Source organism: Croceitalea dokdonensis DOKDO 023, from assembly GCF_001306415.1.
Classification (GTDB): Bacteria; Bacteroidota; Bacteroidia; order Flavobacteriales; family Flavobacteriaceae; genus Croceitalea; species Croceitalea dokdonensis.
This window is the reverse complement of record NZ_LDJX01000006.1, coordinates 31,630-52,869: the sequence shown is the minus strand read 5'-3', so window position 1 is coordinate 52,869 and position 21,240 is coordinate 31,630. Positions and strand designations below refer to the sequence as shown.

14 protein-coding genes are annotated in these 21,240 nt (G+C 40.6%); 9 read left to right on the top strand and 5 right to left on the bottom strand.

The annotated features are described in order from the left end of the window. Positions 1-110: 110 nt before the first annotated feature. From I595_RS12875 to I595_RS12835, 9 genes are all read left to right on the top strand, one after another. Entirely contained in the window at positions 111-1,106 is a 996-nt protein-coding gene (locus I595_RS12875) for a beta-ketoacyl-ACP synthase III (protein WP_054559853.1), read from the top strand. A gap of 23 nt (positions 1,107-1,129) precedes the next feature. After that, entirely contained in the window at positions 1,130-1,612 is a 483-nt protein-coding gene (accB, locus tag I595_RS12870) for an acetyl-CoA carboxylase biotin carboxyl carrier protein (protein WP_054559852.1), read from the top strand. Between the two features lie 86 nt (positions 1,613-1,698). Then, a complete protein-coding gene (gene accC / locus I595_RS12865) occupies positions 1,699-3,054 on the top strand; it encodes an acetyl-CoA carboxylase biotin carboxylase subunit (protein WP_054559851.1) in 1,356 nt (451 codons plus the stop codon). A 166-nt stretch (positions 3,055-3,220) separates the two neighbouring features. Beyond that, complete coding sequence (locus I595_RS12860; protein ID WP_054559850.1) at positions 3,221-3,910, top strand: hypothetical protein; 690 nt, start codon at positions 3,221-3,223, stop codon at positions 3,908-3,910. Between the two features lie 7 nt (positions 3,911-3,917). Next, positions 3,918-5,786 carry a hypothetical protein gene (locus I595_RS12855; RefSeq protein ID WP_157449744.1) on the top strand — a complete coding sequence of 623 codons (1,869 nt, stop codon included), beginning with the start codon at positions 3,918-3,920 and terminating at the stop codon, positions 5,784-5,786. A gap of 2 nt (positions 5,787-5,788) precedes the next feature. Then, a complete protein-coding gene (locus tag I595_RS12850) occupies positions 5,789-7,201 on the top strand; it encodes a hypothetical protein (RefSeq protein ID WP_054559848.1) in 1,413 nt (470 codons plus the stop codon). Between the two features lie 15 nt (positions 7,202-7,216). Further along, positions 7,217-8,329 carry an NAD(P)/FAD-dependent oxidoreductase gene (locus tag I595_RS12845; RefSeq protein ID WP_054559847.1) on the top strand — a complete coding sequence of 371 codons (1,113 nt, stop codon included), beginning with the start codon at positions 7,217-7,219 and terminating at the stop codon, positions 8,327-8,329. Positions 8,330-8,434: 105 nt separating this feature from the next. After that, complete coding sequence (locus I595_RS12840; RefSeq protein ID WP_054559846.1) at positions 8,435-9,259, top strand: LytTR family DNA-binding domain-containing protein; 825 nt, start codon at positions 8,435-8,437, stop codon at positions 9,257-9,259. 118 nt (positions 9,260-9,377) lie between these two features. Continuing rightward, a complete protein-coding gene (locus I595_RS12835) occupies positions 9,378-10,646 on the top strand; it encodes a hypothetical protein (RefSeq protein WP_054559845.1) in 1,269 nt (422 codons plus the stop codon). 4 nt (positions 10,647-10,650) lie between these two features. Here the strand turns inward: I595_RS12835 and I595_RS12830 are convergent, their stop codons facing one another. The 5 genes from I595_RS12830 to I595_RS12810 all read right to left on the bottom strand — a co-directional run bounded on the left by I595_RS12830 (position 10,651) and on the right by I595_RS12810 (position 21,124). Further along, entirely contained in the window at positions 10,651-11,316 is a 666-nt protein-coding gene (locus I595_RS12830; protein WP_054559844.1) for an ABC transporter ATP-binding protein, read from the bottom strand. Positions 11,317-11,331: 15 nt separating this feature from the next. Further along, the gene (locus I595_RS12825; RefSeq protein WP_054559843.1) at positions 11,332-13,746 is read right to left on the bottom strand and encodes an FtsX-like permease family protein; all 2,415 of its coding nucleotides are present in this window, start codon (positions 13,744-13,746) and stop codon (positions 11,332-11,334) included. Between the two features lie 48 nt (positions 13,747-13,794). Continuing rightward, complete coding sequence (locus I595_RS12820) at positions 13,795-16,155, bottom strand: ABC transporter permease (protein ID WP_054559842.1); 2,361 nt, start codon at positions 16,153-16,155, stop codon at positions 13,795-13,797. A gap of 49 nt (positions 16,156-16,204) precedes the next feature. After that, on the bottom strand, positions 16,205-18,616 hold the full coding sequence (locus tag I595_RS12815; RefSeq protein WP_054559841.1) for an ABC transporter permease: 2,412 nt from the start codon (positions 18,614-18,616) through the stop codon (positions 16,205-16,207). A gap of 123 nt (positions 18,617-18,739) precedes the next feature. Further along, positions 18,740-21,124 carry an ABC transporter permease gene (locus tag I595_RS12810; RefSeq protein WP_054559840.1) on the bottom strand — a complete coding sequence of 795 codons (2,385 nt, stop codon included), beginning with the start codon at positions 21,122-21,124 and terminating at the stop codon, positions 18,740-18,742. Positions 21,125-21,240: the final 116 nt, after the last annotated feature.

Sequence of the window (21,240 nt, the reverse complement as noted above, 5' to 3'; positions counted from 1 at the left end):
TCCTTTGTAACTGGAAAAGGTGTTTTTTGCCTCAAAGTCGCAAAAAATCACTACTTTTCCTCACTTTTGAGGTCATTTTAAAGCTTTTTTCAACAAAAACGCACTTTCTAATGAATAAAACAACAGCAGCAATTACCGCTGTGGGAGGCTATCTTCCAGATTATGTGCTCACCAATCAACTGTTGGAAACCATGGTGGAGACCAATGACGAATGGATTACCACCAGAACAGGAATCAAAGAACGTAGGATTTTGAAAGAAGAGGGCAAAGGCACTTCATTTTTGGCGATAAAAGCGGCTGAGGACCTTATTTCAAAAAGCAAGATTAATGTTGAGGATATAGACTTGGTGTTAGTGGCCACGGCTACCCCAGATATGTTAGTGGCGTCTACCGCTGCCTATGTCGCTTCGGAAATTGGTGCGATCAATGCTTTTTCTTATGACCTGTCCGCGGCCTGTTCCAGCTTTCTATATGGCATGTCCACGGCCTCTAGTTACATAGAGTCTGGGCGGTATCAAAAAGTATTGCTCATCGGTGCGGACAAAATGTCTTCCATCATTGATTACACGGACAGGGCCACTTGCATCATTTTTGGTGATGGCGCGGGCGCAGCCTTGTTTGAGCCCAATCATGAGGGACTTGGATTCCAGGATGAGTATCTGCGATCAGATGGGGTTGGGAGAAACTTTTTAAAAATGGATGCTGGGGGCTCTATTTTGCCCGCTACGGAGGAGACCGTAAGGAACAACCAGCATTATGTATACCAAGATGGTAAATCCGTGTTTAAGTTTGCAGTGTCCAACATGGCAGATGTTTCCGGTAAGATTATGGAGCGCAACAACCTAAGCCATGATGATGTGCAGTGGTTGGTACCGCACCAAGCCAACAAACGCATCATAGACGCCACGGCCAAGCGCATGGGCGTGGAGGATGATAAAGTAATGATGAACATCCATAGGTACGGAAACACCACTTCCGCAACCTTACCGTTATTATTGTTTGATTACGAAAAACAGCTCAAAAAAGGTGATAACCTAGTATTTGCTGCCTTTGGTGGTGGCTTTACCTGGGGTTCCATTTATTTAAAATGGGCCTATAACTCTTAACTAACAAAACTAAATCAGATTCAATGGATATTAAGGAAATACAAAGCTTGATAAAATTTGTGGCCAAGTCCGGGGCAAGTGAGGTAAAGTTGGAGATGGAAGATATCAAGATTACGATTCGTACAGGTAGCTCATCCCCAAACCCTGAAACCACCATCGTACAGCAAATCCCAATGGCATCAGCGCCAATGGCCCAAGCTCCCGCACCAGCAGCAGAGCCTGTTGCACCGGCAACACCTGCCACAGCGGCGGAGGACAACGCAAAATACATTACCATAAAATCCCCTATCATAGGTACGTTTTACCGCAAACCAGCACCGGATAAACCTGCCTTTGTGGAGGTAGGCCAGGAAATCAATACTGGGGACGTACTTTGTGTCATTGAAGCCATGAAGCTATTCAATGATATTGAATCTGAAGTATCGGGTAAAATTGTAAAAATTCTGGCAGACGATTCCTCACCGGTTGAATTTGACCAACCTTTATTCTTGGTAGACCCATCCTAATTAAACTTCAATAATTCAAATCCCAGCATCCAAAAAAAGCAAGTTGGAATGTGGCACTTGGAATTTGAGTTGTAAACCTAGGTACAATGTTCAAAAAAATACTAATTGCAAACAGGGGCGAAATCGCGTTAAGGGTCATTCGTACCTGTAGGGAAATGGGAATAAAAACGGTTGCCGTGTATAGCAAGGCCGACGAGGAAAGCCTTCATGTGCGCTTTGCAGATGAAGCCGTGTGTATTGGCCCAGCACCCAGTAGTGAATCCTATTTGAAAATACCCAATATTATCGCCGCCGCGGAAATTACCAATGCGGACGCCATCCATCCCGGTTATGGGTTCCTTTCGGAGAATTCTAAGTTTTCCAAAATCTGCGCAGAGCACCAGATAAAATTTATTGGAGCATCTGGGGAACAGATAGACCGTATGGGAGACAAGGCCACCGCCAAGGAAACCATGAAGAAAGCTGGGGTACCTTGCGTACCTGGTTCAGACGGTCTATTAAAAGATGTGGCAGACGCCAAGAAAACGGCCAAGAAAATGGGCTATCCCGTCATGATAAAGGCAACGGCCAGTGGAGGCGGAAAGGGAATGCGCGCCGTGTGGAGTGAAAATGATATGCAGGAACTGTTTGAAAGCGCGGTGCAGGAAGCTACGGCCGCTTTTGGCAATGGTGGCATGTATATGGAAAAACTCATAGAAGAGCCCAGACACATAGAAATCCAGATTGTGGGAGACCAGTTTGGAAAAGCCTGCCATTTATCGGAACGGGATTGCTCCGTACAACGCCGCCACCAAAAATTGACGGAGGAAACCCCATCACCCTTTATGACAGACAAATTAAGGGAAGAAATGGGCGCGGCGGCTGTTAAAGCGGCAGAATACATCAAATATGAGGGAGCGGGAACGGTAGAGTTTTTAGTGGACAAGCACAGGAATTTCTACTTTATGGAAATGAATACCAGGATACAGGTAGAGCACCCCATCACGGAACAAGTGGTAGACTATGACCTAATACGTGAACAGATACTTGTTGCCGCTGGAGTCCCAATTTCTGGGAAGAACTATTTTCCTAAACTACATTCCATTGAGTGTAGGATCAATGCTGAAGACCCGTATAGCGGCTTTAGACCATCCCCGGGAAAAATTACCACATTACATATGCCTGGCGGTCATGGGGTAAGAATGGACACCCATGTGTACAGTGGGTACTCCATTCCGCCAAATTATGATTCCATGATTGCCAAGTTGATCACCACTGCCCAAACCAGGGAAGAGGCCATCAACAAAATGCGGAGGGCCTTAAATGAGTTTATCATAGAAGGTGTTAAGACTACCATCCCCTTTCATAGGCAGCTTATGGATCATCCAGATTACCTTGCGGGCAACTATACCACAAAATTCATGGAAGATTTTGTCATGGATGAGAAGTATAAAGACGAATAAAACGAGCCCCTACCTAGGGGCTTTTTTTATGGGCCACGGGTTTAAAAAAATAAATCACGGTTTTCAGGTAGAAAAACAGAAACAAAAACAAATAATTTTGAATCGTATTAAAAAAGACAATTTTAAGCCCGATATGAGGTTATGTAATTGACACAAAATACTACATATGCCCAAAAAACCCATAGCCACCTGTAGTTTGGCCCTATTGCTATTGCTCACCAGCAGTTGTTTTGATGTTTTGGAAGAGGTTAACCTTAACAAAGATGGAAGTGGCAGTATGGTGTTAACGGTGAATATGAGCAAGAGCAAGACCAAGTTGGCATCCATCATGTTGTTGGATAGTGTCAATGGCTATAAAATACCCTCTAGGGATGATATTGATTTAGCGCTGAACGATGCGGTGGCCCATTTAAAAAAGTCTAACGGTATAAGTAATATCAAGACTACCAAGGATTTTGACAATTACATATTTTCCATTTCTTGTGATTTTAAGGATATTGAAAGCCTTAATGGTATTACGGCAGAACTCATTAGCAAGCAAAATCAAAAGGGAAAGACCAAGTTCAACACCAAAAATTTTGGCTACTTGCCCAATTCAAAAATTTTTGAAAGAAGGTTTACGTATGACCCAAGCATAAAAAAATCCTTTGATTATTTGGAAAACGAGAACAAAAAAGTTTTTGAAGATGCTGCTTTTATCGCCATTTACAGGTTTAATGACCAAAAGGTACAATCAGTATCCAATACCCTTTCCAGGGTGGCTCCATCAAAGAAGGCGGTAATGCTAAAAATTGATGCCATGTCCTTTATCAAAGGGGAAAAAACGATACAGAATACCATACAATTATCCAATTAAAATAGTTATGAAAATACTAAGACTACTGTTTATCTGTTGTGCAGGTCTGGCCATGCACGCCCAAGATTTAGCTAAAAAGATACCAAGTAACGCCCAGGTCGTGGTCACCATAAAAGGTGAAAACGTATTGGATCTGATGTCCTTGGAAGAGTTCTCCAACAGTAAGATCGGTACCATTATGGGAGACGAGCTTAAGAGGGATACCAAAGGGGAGTTTGCCGCTATTTGGGATTTAAACCTAGATTTAACCAAGAACTTTTACTATTATTTGGAGACCAAAAAAGGCGTTTTTTACAATGTGTTTTTAATTCCTTTTACAAATACTTCCAGCATCAATACTTTGATGCGGAGGGAACGGGACAGGATTATCACGGAAGGCAATATTTCCTACCTTCAAGAAGATTATGATGATGTTGTGTTGATGTGGGACAGCACCAATGCCGTGGTCGTAATTCCAAGCGACCAAAACAAGGAACCGTATGATGATTATGGCTTTTATGACTATGAGCCTTATATCCCACCCGCTGTAGAAAATAGCCCAACGGGCAAGGGAGCGGAAGGCGTGGCCGAGGAGGCCGTAGCACCTGAAAATTATTACGAGTCCGACGCCTATAAAAAAGAACAAGAGGCCCGGGAAAAAAGAGGCCAAGAACGCAGGGCCAAAAGAAAAGAGGCCAAACGCGCCTTAAAGGAATCCACCATTGCCTATGCCAAGAAAGTGCTTACCGAGACATCGGCAACCAACATTTTACAGAATCCCGCCTACAAAAAGAGCCTTGGTAAGGGCAAAGATGAAATGATGGTTTGGATGAACGATTTTTCCGAAATCTATAAGAATGCACTCCCAGCAAGTTTAATGGGGCCATCCAACCCCTACGAGTATTTAAACCTAGAGGAACTTTATAGCGATATGGCCATTACGGCTAGGCTTAATTTTGAAAAAGACCAGGCGGTCCTAGATTTGGACTATATCATGAACGATCTTATGGCCAAAACTTATAAGCCCATGTATGATGGCAAGTTTAACAAAAACTTCCTAAACTACTTTAATGAAGATAGGCTTTTGGGTTATATGAGCATAAACTTAAGTACCCAAGGCATTTTGGAGGCTTATCCTACATTAATGGAACGTATGTTTTCCAATGTTCCCAATACTGGTGACACTAATGCGGAAACCATTTCAGCAGCGGTAACATCTGTTTCCCGATTGTTTTCTTTGTTGATTGATGAAGAGGGTGCAGCAAAAATCCTTAGAGGGGATATGTTGTTATTGTTGACAGATTTAAGGGAAAAAGAGGTCACGTATACTGATTATGAATACGATGAGGACTACAATTATAAGGAGGTTACCAAGACTAAGACCGAAACCGTCCCGGATTTCTTATTCCTATTTACTTCCGATGAGGTAAAAATGTTCCATAATTTTATGAAAATTGGGGTACAAGAGGGTAAAGTCACCCACCAGAACGGTATTTATTCCATTCCCGGCTCCAGTTCCACTCCTTTTGATATTTATGCCATGTACCATGACAACACCGTGTTTTTTGGAAGTTCCAAAGTACATTTAACCCAGATAAGGCAAGGCACCTATATTTCCAAATCGTCTCCCCAATTAAAAAAGGATATGGGTAAAAATGCCATGAGCCTTTATGTAAACGGCAAAAATATCATCAGTGAAATCCCAACAGAGGCTTTCCCAAGGGAGCTACAGGGAAACTTGGAGTTTTTGACCAAGAACACTAAGGATATGCGCATCAATTTTTCTAAGATCAAAGGCAACCGCATGTCTGGTGAAATGGTCTTAAAAACGCCAGTGGAGGGTCACAAGAATAGCTTGCAGTACTTTTTAAACATGATCGAACAGCTGATGGACTAAGCATGAAAAAAGCCCTTAAAATTGTTTTTTTCTTGGTAGTAGCGGTGGCATTGGGGTATTATGCTTATGCCACCTATCAACATACGGCATCGGTAAAGGGCGTTGTGCACCAAGATGCGGACGCTATTCTTAAAATTGGCCTGCAAGATATTGCCGAAACCCTGGCCTTGGATGCCCTTACGGCCCCAAACTATTACTTAAAAAACAGTAAAAGACGTAAGACCACCACGGAGAATGAAACTATTGACAGGGAAATGGGTGTAGCACTTACTCCACACAATCTGTTGTTGTTTTCGTTACCGGACATTGCTAACACCTGGTTCACCACCTTAACCATTCAGGATAAAAGTGCCTTTGAGGACTATTTGCAACAAAGGTTTAAAGAAAGGATTTCCTTGGTTAAGACTAAAGCATCCTTTACTATGGCAAAAGAAAACTCCAGTAGATCGCTTTTGGGATGGAACGGGGAAAAACTCATAGTGGCCGTTGGTCCGGCCTTGGTTATGGAACAGGTGGCACACGTTTTTGAGGAGCTTTTAACCCAAGGAAAATTTAGTGTTGATACTAATGAAGGACTACTGGAAAAGGCAAAAGAAACGGAGGGTCATTTGGTCTTTGTAGATAGCACAGGCGCAACGTCCATTCGTTTTGTAGACGGGAGGGCAGTAGTTGTCGGCAGCCATACCACGGATACCTCCTTTCCCACTGAAGCTTTAATTCCAGAATTTGATAAGGCGTCCTTTAACGTTCATTACCACCAAAAGTTTTTAAGTGAAAAAGAAAGAAAGGGGTTGGCAAAGCGTTTAAGCCCTGCCTCATTTTTTGCCAAAAATAACTTAAGTTGGGATTCCATTGCAAATCCGTTGAACGGTGCTATAAGTATGGCCATCAAAGGCAGGGTCCTGCAAACGGATACCGTCATCACCTATGCTTACAACGATAATTTTGAAAAAGTACCCCAGAAGACAGAAACCCAAAACCAAGTGCCCCGCGTCCATATACGGGCACAGACCAGGGCAAAAGGGGTATTGGCGTATTTGGACCGTACCCAGACCTTGACCGCAGAACAAATTTTCACCCCTTTTCCATTGTACCAATTACAGGTCCGTGAGTATGAGGGCCATGTGGATATAAGTACGGATCATCAAGCGCAGGACATGGGAACCAAGAGAAGTTCTTATTTTTTTCAAATACGGGCCAATTTTAAAAATTTACAGGAAGATTTGGCCATACCACAAACGCAACCACTGTTTTCTTTATTGGACAACATGGATATTCATGCATGGCAACCACAAGAAAATAATATTCGGATAGAAGGTACGGTTAGCGGGAGAAACCCAGAGGTGAATATCCTTTCCCAAATATTCTTTGGTTTACGGCACAATGATCACGATTCTTTTCAAGCCGAATTATAGCAGTATTTTAGTGTCATGGAATTTAGTTATTGGGAGTATAAATCTTGGTTTTCCAATGTAGATTTTGCCATCATTGGCAGTGGTATTGTAGGCTTAAGTGCGGCACTGCGTTTAAGGCAACGCTTTCCACATGCTAAAATCCTAATAATCGAAAAAGGGATGTTGCCGCAAGGAGCTAGCACTAAAAATGCTGGCTTTGCGTGTTTTGGAAGCATTTCAGAGGTGTTATCGGATTTGGGCGCCCATACGGAGGAAGAGGTGGTACAATTGGTCCAACAGCGTTTTAATGGAATCCAATTGCTTCGTAAGACTCTTGGGGATAAAGCCATAGGTTTTCAGCAGCTTGGAGGGCATGAACTTTTTCTTAAAAAAGACCAATTGCTTTTTGAAAGCTGCTTAGCGGCAATACCTAGGTTGAACCAGTTGTTAAGGCCAGTTTTTGGCACATCGGTATTTAAAACCACTCCTAACACTTTTGGGTTTAAAAGCATCCAAAACAAGTACCTTACCCAACTTTTAGAGGGCCAAATAGATACGGGTAGAATGATGGGCTCCCTGCTACAAAAAGCCAGTGAAAAAAGGATTCAGGTAGTAAACAACGTAAGGGTTAATTCTTTCCAAGAGAATGCAAATGCGGTGCATGTGTCCACGGATAGGTTTGAATTTAAAACCAGTAAACTATTGGTGGCCACCAACGGTTTTACCTCACAATTTGGCAAGAGTGAAGTACTCCCTGCACGCGCCCAGGTTTTAATTACCAAGCCGCTTAAGAACTTGGCCATCCAAGGCACGTTTCATTTTGATGAAGGGTATTATTATTTCAGAAACATTGATGATCGCATCCTATTTGGGGGAGGTCGCAACTTGGATTTTAAAACAGAGGAAACCATGGAGTTTGGGCAGACCGCCTTGGTACAAAACAAATTGGAAAACCTGTTAAGGGAAGTTATCCTGCCACATACACCCTTTGAGGTTGAGCACCGTTGGAGCGGTATTATGGGTGTTGGTCCAAAGAAAAAACCAGTCGTACAGCAGGTTACGGAACATGTATATTATGGTGTACGGCTAGGCGGCATGGGTATTGCCATTGGTAGTTTGGTGGGAAAGGAACTGGCAGATTTATTATAAATCATTAGTACGTTTAAGGTGGAAACTAACCTTAAATGGATTGGGTTCTTAAAAGAACCAAAATCAATTTTATAATTTTTGCAAGCTGTTGTATTTTTCCTGTGTATGATATCAGACATAGCTTTTTTCAACAAGAACTATCCAATAGATAAGAATGTAAAAAGGCACCTTTTGTTGGCCTTATTTTTGGTTTCTTGGTCCTTGGTCTTTCTTTGGTTTTCTGAGCCTATTGATATAAATGAACTGGGTGCCGTATCAAAGCTGCGCCTCGTTCCGATTTCAGCTCTTATGGGAGGATGCTGCTTTAGCATCGCCTTAGTATTTCAAAATCATATTTTAAACCAAAACAAGCGCTGGACCGTTAAAAATGAGCTTTCTTTTCTACTGATAGGGCTCACCCTTTCCTTTTTGTTATTATATCTATACTATAGATTAACCTTTGGTCTTAGCAGCAACGTATACACGCCGTTGGCGTATTTATACTTGGTGTTTGTTCCTGTACACATCATGGTATTGCCAGCCATTGTTTTAGGACGTTTGGCCCTGCCCATGTTTTTTTCCAAGCCAACAAAAAGGAAAGCAAAACCAGATAGCATCCGTTTTCAGGGCAAGGGCAAATCAGATTTGGTGCAATTACCCATAAACGAAGTATTCTATTTGAAGTCTGCTGATAATTATGTGGAAATTATCACAAAATCAAGCCAGAAAGATAGTCCGTTAGTCCTTCGTATTACACTATCAAAGCTTGCTGAAAACCATCCAGAATTGATTAGGGTACATCGTTCCTATCTAATTAACCCTGTACATTTCAGAAGCTTTAAGACAACAAAAAAAGGAAATTTTCTTCGGTTAAGTGATGGCAGCATGATTCCCATATCAAAATCATATATACAGATGGTGAGAACCAAGCTGGAATCTACCACAAAATAGATAGGTTTAACCACAAAACAGCCTTTTTGGAATAACGTTACTTATTTTAATTACGAATTTAGAAGGTATGAATGCAAGAATTACTTTTTGGTTCGGGTTACTCTTAGCGTGTAGTTTGATGGTTGGCTTCACAGAAACAGCGCAAGCCCAAGTCTATGTTGAAAAGCAGACCAGACATCGTTTTGCACAGTTGGCCATGGGCTTTGATTACGCAACAAGTATTGGTGGACGCTCCCGCTTTTTAAATGCTTCGGGCACTTTGGAGTCTTTTGATTTGCAACGTTCTGCTACACCTCGGTTTTTATTGGGTGGCACCCATTTCTGGGGACATGCCGATGTGTATATCGCTTTTCCCTTGGGTAATCCATCTTATACCACCAATGACCAGAAACTGTTTCACCTCAGTGGGGTGGAAACCGTATTTAAATATTACCCATGGCGTATAGAACACAATAAGTTGAGGCCTTTTGTTGGCTTCAGTTTTTCTCCCTTTTATTTTGAGCAAGAGAATACGGCTGTTTCGTTTGGTGATGGCCCCGATTTAAACCACACTTCTTTCCCTTTACAAACTGGGTTTACCTTCAACAGTAAAAACCATCTTTTTGAATTGGGCTTAGGTTGGAATTATAGTAACTCTCAAGACTATTTTGTATCAAGGGATGTGGAAACTTCCATAGAAACCCCACCCTTACAGCTTTCTTTATCTTACCGATACTTTTTTGATACTTCCATAGGTGCAGAACGTAGTTGGGAATCTGGCAAGACCAAGAAAATGACGGAAACCTTAGAGAAAAATGGAGGATTGAATGCGTTTTTTGTGGGAGCTGGACTGTCGTCGGCCTTTTGGTTGGGCGATAGCAGTTACAATAACAATAATAGGCAGTACTTGACACAATATTCTACCTCTATTTTGCCAGATTTCACAGTGGGGTATCACCAGCATCATTGGGATTTGAATATTGCACTTAACTATAGAAATATGTCTTCTTCAACAGACGCGTTTGGCGCTGCCCAATTTATAGACCGGCAATCTTTTGGATTCGAGATTACCAAAAACCTTTTTGATTATAACGGTTTTGTGCCTTTTATTGGGCCTATAATCAGTAGGGAGAATTTAGGTTTTACGGAATTCTTTGAAGGCCAGAATAGTTTTGACATCAATCAAGATAAAACCGCTTTGGGGCTTACCTTCGGTTGGGATATTCGCCCTAACCGTTTAACAAGTTGGATTTTGAGAACCAATCTAAGGTGGTACCCTTCCCTTAATTTAGAGGTAGCCCCTTCCAATTCTATTTCGTTCAGTAATCTTGAGTTTAATTTTATTCAGCTGATTGTCTATCCTGGACGTATGTTTAAAACCACTTCAAAAAGGTATCAAGAACTATAGTCCGTCACACCTTTCTCCCATCCAATAAATTGATGATTCTTGACCCATAGGCCGCATTCTTTTCAGAGTGGGTGACTTGAATAATCGTAACCCCATCTTCTTCGTTCAGTTTTTTAAAAAGCTGCATGATTTCTTCACTTTGTTGACTGTTGAGGTTTCCTGTTGGTTCATCTGCTAGAATCAATTTAGGGTTGGCAATCAAAGCCCTGGCCACACCAACTAATTGTTGCTGACCACCACTTAATTGGACAGGAAACAGGTCTTTTTTACCTACAATATTGAAGCGGTCTAACATATCGGCAACCATAGCCTTTCGTTCAGAACCCTTGAATTTTTTATAGAGCAGGGGCATTTCTAAGTTTTCCTGTACCGTTAGATCATCCAACAAATGATACGATTGAAATACAAAACCGATGTATTCTTTATACAGATTAGCACGGTGCTTTTCCTTTAATGTATGAACACATTCATGAAGAAAATTGTATTCTCCCTCATCAAAAGTATCAAGCATACCGATTACATTAAGCAATGTGGATTTGCCAGAACCAGAAGGCCCCATAACAGAGATAAACTCCCCTTCTTCAACATCTAGATTGATATCCTTTAATAAAAATATACGTTGGCCACCTGAGTTGACCCATTTGAAAATATTGTTTAATTGTAATAACATAATAGTAAAGTTAGTTTATTCATCTCGTAATGATTCAACGGGATTTGCGGTTGCTGCCTTTATTGTCCTCGCACTTATGGTCAAAACAGCAATGACCAACCCTAGCAAGCCGGCAATGGCAAAGAGGTGCCAGCTCAATTCTATGCGATAGGTATAATTCTCCAACCATTGTTTTGCAAACCACCAGGCTATGGGGGTGGCTACCACAAAAGCAATGAAAACCAATTTCAAAAAATCCTTGGTGATTAGATAGGTAACCGAGGCCACACTGGCGCCAATGACCTTTCGAATCCCGATTTCCTTTGTGCGTTGTGATGTAATCAGTATTGACATGGCAAAAAGGCCGATACAGCTTAATAAAATGGCGATGATCGAACCACTTGTAATCAGGGCGGCCATACTTTTTTCTCGCCTAAAGGTCCTATCTACATTTTCATCTAAAAAAGACCCCAAAAATTCAGCATTTGGTTCTATGCTTTTATAAGCGGTTTCTACCGCAGCAAACGATTTGGCCATATTTGATGAAGCGACTTTTACATAGGCGTAGGTAAGCCCTTGCTCTCGGTCCAAGAAAAGGGTCAGCGGTTCTATCGCTTTTGAAATATCCTGGAAAATGTAGTCTTTTAGCACCCCAATTATTGGAGAGGTCAAGCTATCATTTCCGGGTAACATAGCCGCTAATGGGTCTTCCTCGCCTAAGGCTCTAGCCATACTCTCATTGATAATGACCGCACGGGTATCGCCCTCTCTTGCCTTATCAAACGTTCTCCCCTCAATCAGTTGTAGATCTAATGTTTCGATGTAATCATAATCGACGATAAGCGTATTGGTGCGTACGCTTTTGCCCTTATAATCAAAGCCCCAAACGCTGGAGTATTGACTGCCGTCTTTACCCCTGCCCAGATTGTTGTCTGAGGCCGTTACCCCCAAAATATTCGGATTACCTGCCAATTCTTCCCGTAACAGCTTTACAGCATCATAACTGTTTTTCTTTCCATTTAAAGGAAAAGAAAGCACTTGTTCCTTATTGAAACCCAGGTCTTTGTTTCGCATATAATCAATTTGTTCCCTGAGGACAAAGGTTCCACTGATCAACAAAATTGCGATGCCAAATTGAACGACAATCAACGCATCACGAAGACGGTTTTTCCCAGAGGTCTCCAATTTTCCCTTTAATGAGCGTATGGTGGATAGGCGACTGAGCAAAACCGCGGGATAGCCCCCGACTAAAAGGGAAATGAGCAGAACGAATAAAACTGCAAATACTATGGTCTTAGGGGAAAGCAGGATATCAAACGAAACGGTGGTGCGGAACAAAGTTTCAAATCCATCCTTGAGCAAGAGGCTTAAAACAATACCAATGGTAATGGAAATCAAGAATACGATTAGGCTTTCTCCCCAAAATTGAAAGAAGAGCTGGTTTTTTTGGGCCCCAAGGGTCTTTCGCATGCCTATTTCACGCAATCGTTGTGCACTTTTTGCGATGCTCATATTGATAAAATTCACGCAGGCAATGAACAAAATCAGAAACGCTACACCAAGTACGATATACACCTTTGAGCGACTTACCTCAAGGTAGCCTTCATCATAACTGGCAAAGCGCACATCTTTAATAGGCAGTAGGCCCAATTGCATAAAGTTGCCGTGGGCATTGGGTTGGGCACCGTCACGTTTTAGGCTTTCAACGGCCCCTTCATAATGGAGATTGGTAAAACTACGGCTGTTCTCTTCGAAGGTCTTTGGCAAAACCTGTTCTTGTAACTGCACATAAACCTCGTGGTACTGGGCATTCCACAACTCTTTTGTAGGCTCATAATTACGATTTTTCTGAAAGGGTAGTACGATATCAAATTCAATCGAACTTTGTTCAGGGGCATTTTCAGAAACGGCACTAACTATGAAAGGTTCGTTTGTTCCATTGATTAAAACGGTTACCGTTTTACCTACAGGATTTTCTTCACCGAACAACTTCACTGCCGTATTCTTTGCTATGACTACCGAAGACACGTCGGCCAAAGCATTGTTCTTAGTTCCTTGAACGATGGGGAAGCTAAACATTTCAAAAAAATCGCTATCCGCATAGATGGCGTCAAGACCCAATTCTTTGTCATTGTACATGGTAAGGGCCTCTTCTTCTAAAAATCGGGTGATTTTGTCCGCTCCCGGCACTTCGGTGGACAGTGCCTCGGCAAAAGGGGTCGGTTGACTGGTTCCGACCTCAGTTCCTTCTGGCGTTTGCCAAGTAATGTATACCTTAAACAAAGCATTGCCGTTTGCGTGGAATTTGTCGTAAGATAGTTCTTGCAACGATTCTGTGGTCAGCAATGTGGCCACACCAAAGGCCACGGAAAGTCCAAGGATTCCTATAACGGTAAACACCCTATTTTTCCAAAGGTTTCTCAGGGCGATTTTAACATAATTTTTAAACATGATGGTTCGTTTTTGATATTTTGGCTTCGCTTAGCACCGATTGATGAATTATTCTGTTCGTAAACTTTTTGCCGGGTTAGACTTAGCGGCTTTTATGGCTTGGTAACTGACGGTAATAAAAGCAATAAAGAGCGCCAATAATCCGGCAAGGCCAAACATCCACCATGACAGTTCTATTCTGTACGCAAAGTCTTGAAGGTATTGGTTCATGGCATACCAAGAAATCGGTATGGCAATCAAGAGCGAAATACCCACTAACTTTAAAAAGTCTTTAGAAAGTAAGGTGGTAATACCGCTTACCGAAGCCCCCAATACTTTTCTAACCCCTATTTCTTTGATTCTATTTTGCGCCATATAACTGGCCAGCCCAAAAAGGCCCAAACAGGATATTAGGATAATCAATACGGTAAAAAGGCTGGCAAGGTTTTTAAAACGTTGTTCGCCCACAAATTTTTTGGCGTAGTCTTGATCAACAAAATCATAGTTAAAAGGGTAATTGGGATTATATTTTTTAAAGATTTTTTCTGTGGATGCTAAATTCGATGCGATGCTGTTATCCGCATTAAATTTGATATGAACCATGTTGAACCAAGCCTTTGCACCCTCAAAGACCATGGGCTCAATTTTTTGGAACGGCGAGTTGAACACAAAGTCCTCTACCACGCCAATAACATGCCAGTCTAACCCATTGTCTTTAATAATTTGGTTCAGCGGGTCATCAAACCCCATCAAGGTTACCGCTGATTCATTCAGAATGATTGCTGTTGAATCGGTAGGATATTTCTTCAAGTCAAAATCGCGACCTTCCTTTATTTGCAGCCCCATAGTTTTAACAATTGCGTCGTCGGCGGGCATGCGGTGAACCAAGGTTTTATTATCTGGACTTTTTCCTGGCCATTCAATATTCCAGCTGTTGCTCCAACTTTCTGTAATCGGTGAATTTGTCTTAGAAATTGATGAGGCGATACCCCCATCTAAAAGTTCAGACTTTATGCTGGCATAGTTCTTTTCTACATCACCTTCTATTTGCACGTAAATAAGGTGTTCCTTGTTATAGCCTAGTTTACGGTTCTGTACGCTGCTAATTTGTTCCTTCACCACAATAGTTGCAGTAATTAAAATGATGGCTACGGAAAACTGCACAATAACCAATATCTTACGTGGTGTAACCAGGGTGTTGATCTTATTGAAAGTTCCCTTTAATACTGCTGAAGGCTTGAATGCAGATAGATATAGCGCAGGATAACTGCCAGCAAGCAACCCCGTAAAAAGAATTATGGACAGAGTTACCCCCCAAAACAAAGGATTTGACCAGTCAATTCGTAATTCGGTATCAATCAAAGTAGAAAAAGATGGCAGTGCCAGTACGATTACGGCCAAGGCTACTACCGCAGCGAGCAAAGAGATTAAAACGGATTCTCCAAGAAACTGCCAAACCAAAGCTTTTTTTCTGGCTCCGACCACCTTTCTGACCCCAACCTCTTTTGCCCGTTTTTCACTTCGGGCAGTACTAAGATTCATAAAATTGATACAGGCAATAATCAATACAATGATGGCAATAATCATGAATAGCCTTATGATATCTATTAATCCGCCGACTTCAACACCATTCTCAAATTCAGAATAAAGGTGAGTGCGCGTATGTGGATACAAATAGGTGACCATATCAGGGGCTTCTTTGTCATAGGCTTCGCGGAGCGTTTCGATTTTTTCTGAAAATGCCGTGTAATTGGTTCCTTCTTTCAACAAGATGTAGGTAGCTATAGAATTGTTTGACCAATTTTTATCATCATATCCTTTTTGTTTTAAATATGCCCAAGGAATCAGATATTCAAAATTAAACTCTGTATTATTGGGAAGGTCTTTTAAGACACCAGTCACTTTAAAAGTATCCGCATTGTCCATTTTCACAACTTGGCCAACTGCCGGTTGATTACCAAACATCTTTTCAGCAAAAGTTTCGGTTACGACCAGTGAATTGACATCTTCAAGCACCGTCTTAATATTCCCTTCAATAAGCGGAAAACTAAATATTTCAAGAAAACTTGGGTCAACAATAGTACCGTTCGATTTTATGTTTTTGTCACCTTGACTGAATAAAAAGGTGTTTTCGTAAAAATAACGGCTCACTTCTTCTACTTCGGGATAATCTTTTTCAATGACCGAGGCCATCACCTTAGGGGTAGAGTTCCATGTCCAGATTTCACCATCAACATTATACTTGTTATACACTTGGTAAATACGGTCTTTCTTCTCGTGAAATTGGTCGAAGCCTACTTCAAAATTGACCCACAACAGAATAAGGCCTGTAACCGCTAAACCAATGGATAGTCCTAGAATGTTCAACACCGAAAAGCTTTTGTTTCGAACTAAATTTCTCCAAGTAATTTTCAAATAATTTTTAAACATGATTGGTTGTTTTTTGATGCCTCGACTGCGCTCAGCACAGGTTGATAAATTATTCCGTTCTTAGACTTTTTACAGGGTTTGCCGTAGCTGATTTTATGACTTGAGCGCTAATTGTAACCAAGGCAATCAAAAGGGTTGCGCAAGTAGTAATAGCGAACAAAGACCAACTAATGCTTATTTGATATGAAAAATTTTGGAGCCAAGTTTCACCAAAATAATATGCAAGCGGACTTGCAACTAGAATTGCGATAATGACCAGTACTAAGAAATCTTTTAATTGCATTAGGGTGATTTCACTAATTTTTGCACCAAGAACCCTTCTTATACCCACTTCCTTTTTACGCTGCTCGGCACTAAAAGAAGCCAAACCAAAAAGTCCTATGCATGCTATAAAAATGGCTATGAACATAAAAATGAATACAATGGTAGAAGTCTTTTTTTCAGTAGCGTAGTTTTTGTCAAAATCATCTCCTATAAAGGAATATTCAAAGGGTACTTTGGGGTTTATAGTATTCCAAACGCCTTCGATATGGGCCAATGCTTCATCTAAATCACCATTGATATTAGCTATAAAATAACTTGGTTGCGACTGGTCTAGCTTAACAATCCCGTAAGGAGATATGGTTTCATGAAGGCTCTGGTGATTGAAGTCTTTGACAACCCCTATAATGGTTAGTGAATTACTTTCCTCTCCAAATTCATAAGTTATTTGACGACCTACGGCTTTATCAATATCGTAGCCAAAGTTTTTAGCAGCAGTTTCATTTATAATGATGGATTCAATATCAGTATCCTGGCCTTGTGAAAAGTCTCGCCCCTGCAATAAGTTATACTCCAGCGTTTCAATATAGTCATGGTCAACCTGAGCAAATTTCATGTAAACATTTTCTTCTTTTGTTTTTCCTTCGGCATAAAAAGACATATCAGAGACCAACTCAAAACCGGGGTAGGTACTACCGACTGTCGCAGTAACAATATTTGAATTTTTAAGAGTTTCATTTTTTAGCGCAGTATAATTCTTAACGGTATTTTCGCTTCGAAATGGTATCACAAGCTGTTGTTCTTTTTTGAAACCCAAATCTTTATTTTGAATGAAATCCATTTGTTTCCAAATAACAACGGATACCAAAATCAATGAAACGGAAACTGCAAATTGAAAAACAACCAATCCTTTACGTAAGATGGTGGCAGAGAGATTATTTTTTATTCTACCTTTTAAAACAGTCACGGGTTTAAAAGAAGACAGATAAAAAGCGGGGTATAGTCCAGATAAAACTCCTGTCATTGCTGTGATAACCATAATCCATAAAGTAGCTTTTGGATAAAGAAAAAGGCTAAGACTTTTTTGCACAAAGGCATTAAATGCTGGTAAAACCGCTGCAACAATGACTATAGAAAGAAGTAAGGCAAGTAAGCTCAAAAGCATGGATTCTCCTAAAAACTGATAGACCAAAGAATCTTTGTTTGCCCCCATTACCTTACGAACACCGACCTCTTTTGCCCTTTTTTCAGAACGAGCCGTAGATAGGTTCATAAAATTAACACAGGCGATAAGAAGAAGAAAGAAGGCGATTGCACTAAAAATATAGAGATAGGTCATGTTGCCATTAGGAGCTATTTCGTTGCCAATGTCTGACTTCAAATAAATATCTTGAAGAGGTTGTAAAAAAAGTGTTTTTTTGATGCTGTAGGCACTAAGTTCTTCGCCAGCATAACGCTCGAAAAATGCGGGTAATTTAGATTGAAAATTAGCAGTACTACTTCCTTTTTGGAGTTTGAGATAGGTATGGAACAAATTATTATTTGCCCAACTATTCTGGCTCATAACCCATTGTCCAATATCTCCATTCTGCATCGAAAGAAGAAGATTTGGTGACAAATGGGATTTTGTGCCAGTATCTTTAAAAACAGCTTTTACGGTATAATCAAGTTTGCCAAAAGGTATTTCAACAGAAATGATTTTGTTCAACGGGTTTTCGCTGCCAAAAAGTTTGGTGGCAATTGTTTCAGAAAGCACTACTGTATTTGGGCTAGCTAATGCTTTAGAAAGATTGCCATATTTAGATTCATAAGTAAATAGCTCAAAAAAAGTGGAGTCGGCATAATACCCTTTATTGACATAAAACTTTCTGCTTTTTTCAGTGTTTTCTAAAAGTAAGTTGTCTGTATTTGGAAAATTAAGAATACGCGTTACAGTTTCAACTTCAGGAAAATCAGTTTTTAGACCCTGCGCCAATGGGGCGGGCGTAGCCGCCCATTTTTTGTCTTCAACTTGGGTTGCCACTCTATAAATTTGTTCAACTTCTGCATGATGACTATCATAACTGGTCTCATCAAGCACATATAAAATGAGTAGCATACAGGCAGCCAGTCCAGTAGCTAAGCCAAATATGTTCACCAATGAAAAAGCTTTCTTTTTCATCAAATTTCTCCAAGCAATTTTCAAATAGTTTTTAAACATGATTTTTCCATTTTGGCCTCCCCTTAACCCCCTCCCAAGGAGGGGGAACAGGTTAGACTGTTACTTAATCTATTTTTTCTCCCCTTTTGGGGTAGATGCCTGCCAATGGCAGGCAGAGGGGGCTTATTCCGTTCTTAGACTTTTTACAGGATTCGCCATGGCCGATTTTACCGCCTGCAAGCCCAAGGTGAATGCGGTAATACAGAAGGCAATGAGTCCGGCAACGGCGAACATCCACCAGCTAATGGAAATACTATAGGCAAAGGTTCCGAGCCACACATTCATGGCATACCAAGCAATAGGGAAAGCTATAATAGCCGCAATACCTACCAGTATGATGTAATCTTTAGATAGCAGCACTACAATTTTAGCAACGCCAGCACCTAATACTTTACGAATACCTATTTCTTTGACCTTACGTTTTGCCAAAAAGGAGATTAAACCAAACATGCCCAAACAAGAAATAAATATGGTAATAATGGCCGTGACGTTCACAGACTTTAAAATGCCATCTATTAATTGATATTGTGCACTTACTTTATCATTCAGTTGTAATTGCTCATAGCCGCGTCTTGAGCTAATACCATTAAATGCTGCTGTAATCATATTAGAAATCTGTTGCTCTTGTCCCTCAACTACTTTAACTGATAGAAAACGGTGTCGGTTCAATGCGCTTTTGTCACGATAGATATGTACCAAAGGCTCCACAGCATTCTGTAGGTCTTGGTAATGGAAGTCTTTGATGACCCCAACTATGGGGTGACCTTCATCGTCTGAAACTTTGAATTTTAACCGCTTGCCTTCAATACTTGTCCAGCCAAATGCCTTCATGCCAGCCTCATTGATAATGACGGGGTATTCTTTGAGATTATCCCGATTTCGGTCAAAATTTCGTCCCATGGCAATAGGTACCTCTAAGGCCTCAAAGTACCCATCATCGGCATATGATCTTCGAAAGCGAACATCTGTCTTGGTCTCTAGATCAGAGTAAGTGGTATAGTTAAAATAATAATCCGAAGGTACGCCCTCACTTGTAGCAACACTTTGAACATAAGGGTTGGCTTCCAAATCATTGATTAGCGCATTGAATTTAGACTTTGCCGCATCAAGGTCTTTATAATCTAAATCAATATTACCGACCAAAACATGATGCCGTTCAAAACCTAAATCGGCATTTTTCATAAACCCGATTTGTTGGTTTAAGATTACTGCGATTGAAATAAAAAGAATGGCGATGGTAAATTGCAGGATGATAAAAGAGTTCCGCAATAGAAAGTTATTTTTGATTTGATTCATTTTACCTTTAATACCAAGAGAAACCGGCACCTTGATAAAACGAAGCGTAGGTAATATACCTACCATTAATGTTGCCAAAACACCTACAACTACGATTCCAACGATAACCGGGTAGTCTTTTGTTAAGTCAAACGAAATACGCCCAAATTCAGCACCAAAGGTGTTGTTCAAGCGTGGTAAGTTTACCAATAGAAACAGTACAAGAGAAATGATTATAGAGACAAATACCAAAATCCCATTTTCAATACAAAACTGAACAACAACATTTTTTTTGCTGCTTCCCAAAACTTTACGGACTGCGATATCTTTAGTTCGCCTTAGCATGGTAGAAGAATTCAAGTTGAGAAGGTTGACCAATATGATCAGCAATACAAAAAAGGAAGCTGCGATAGACCCTCCAATAATGGTGTCGACAACCGGGATGATATCGGTGCGCATTTCTGTAAAGGGCATGACTTCTAGTCCGGCAATAAGCGAGGGATCACTATAATTTTCTTGGACCAATTGATTAATTAGGGTTTTTAAATTAGCACGATTCGCATCAGGACGTAACTTAAAATATACAGGTGAAAAACTATTGGACCAATCGGTTTGCTTTATGAAAGTTGGATTATCTTTTAAGAGAGTATTTGGCAAAACCACCCCGAGTCTAAATGAGGAATATGGACTAATAGGTTCAAAAACCCCAGTGATTTTTAGATTCAGCGTGTCTGCTCCTATTAAAGTTTTACCTACTGGGTTGGTATCACCAAAAATTTGCCGACTTACTTTTTCGGTCAAGATGATGGAATATTTTTCTTTTAATGCGGTTTCTTGATTTCCATATTTTAAGGGAAGTTCAAAAACTTCAAAAAATTCTGGTTCAGCATAATCCGTGCGGTGTTGAAATTCTTTTTCGCCATGTTCCAACCAGATATTGCCCCAGCCATGCAAATGGGTTCCGGCAATAACATCAGGTGAGGTATTGACCACCTTGTCCAACAATGGGTAAGGCGCTTCTCGATAGTCGTTACCATCTTCGAGAATTGTTTTGAGGTAAACTATATTTTCTTTATTAGGTATGGGGTTGTCCGCAGTATAATAAGCATAGACCGAAAACAATAGTGTCAGTACGCTAGCAACCCCTATGCTCAATCCAACAAGATTTAATAAGGAGAGCGTCTTGTTTTTCCAGAGGTTTCTTAAAGAGATTTTGATATGATTCTTAAGCATGACTGCTCGTTTTTTGATTTACATATAGCATATAAATTATTGTGCCAAAATGTAAACAATTGACCAGCAAATACTTAAATAAAATCCTTTTCAAGAAAGTGTAAAATAATTTTACA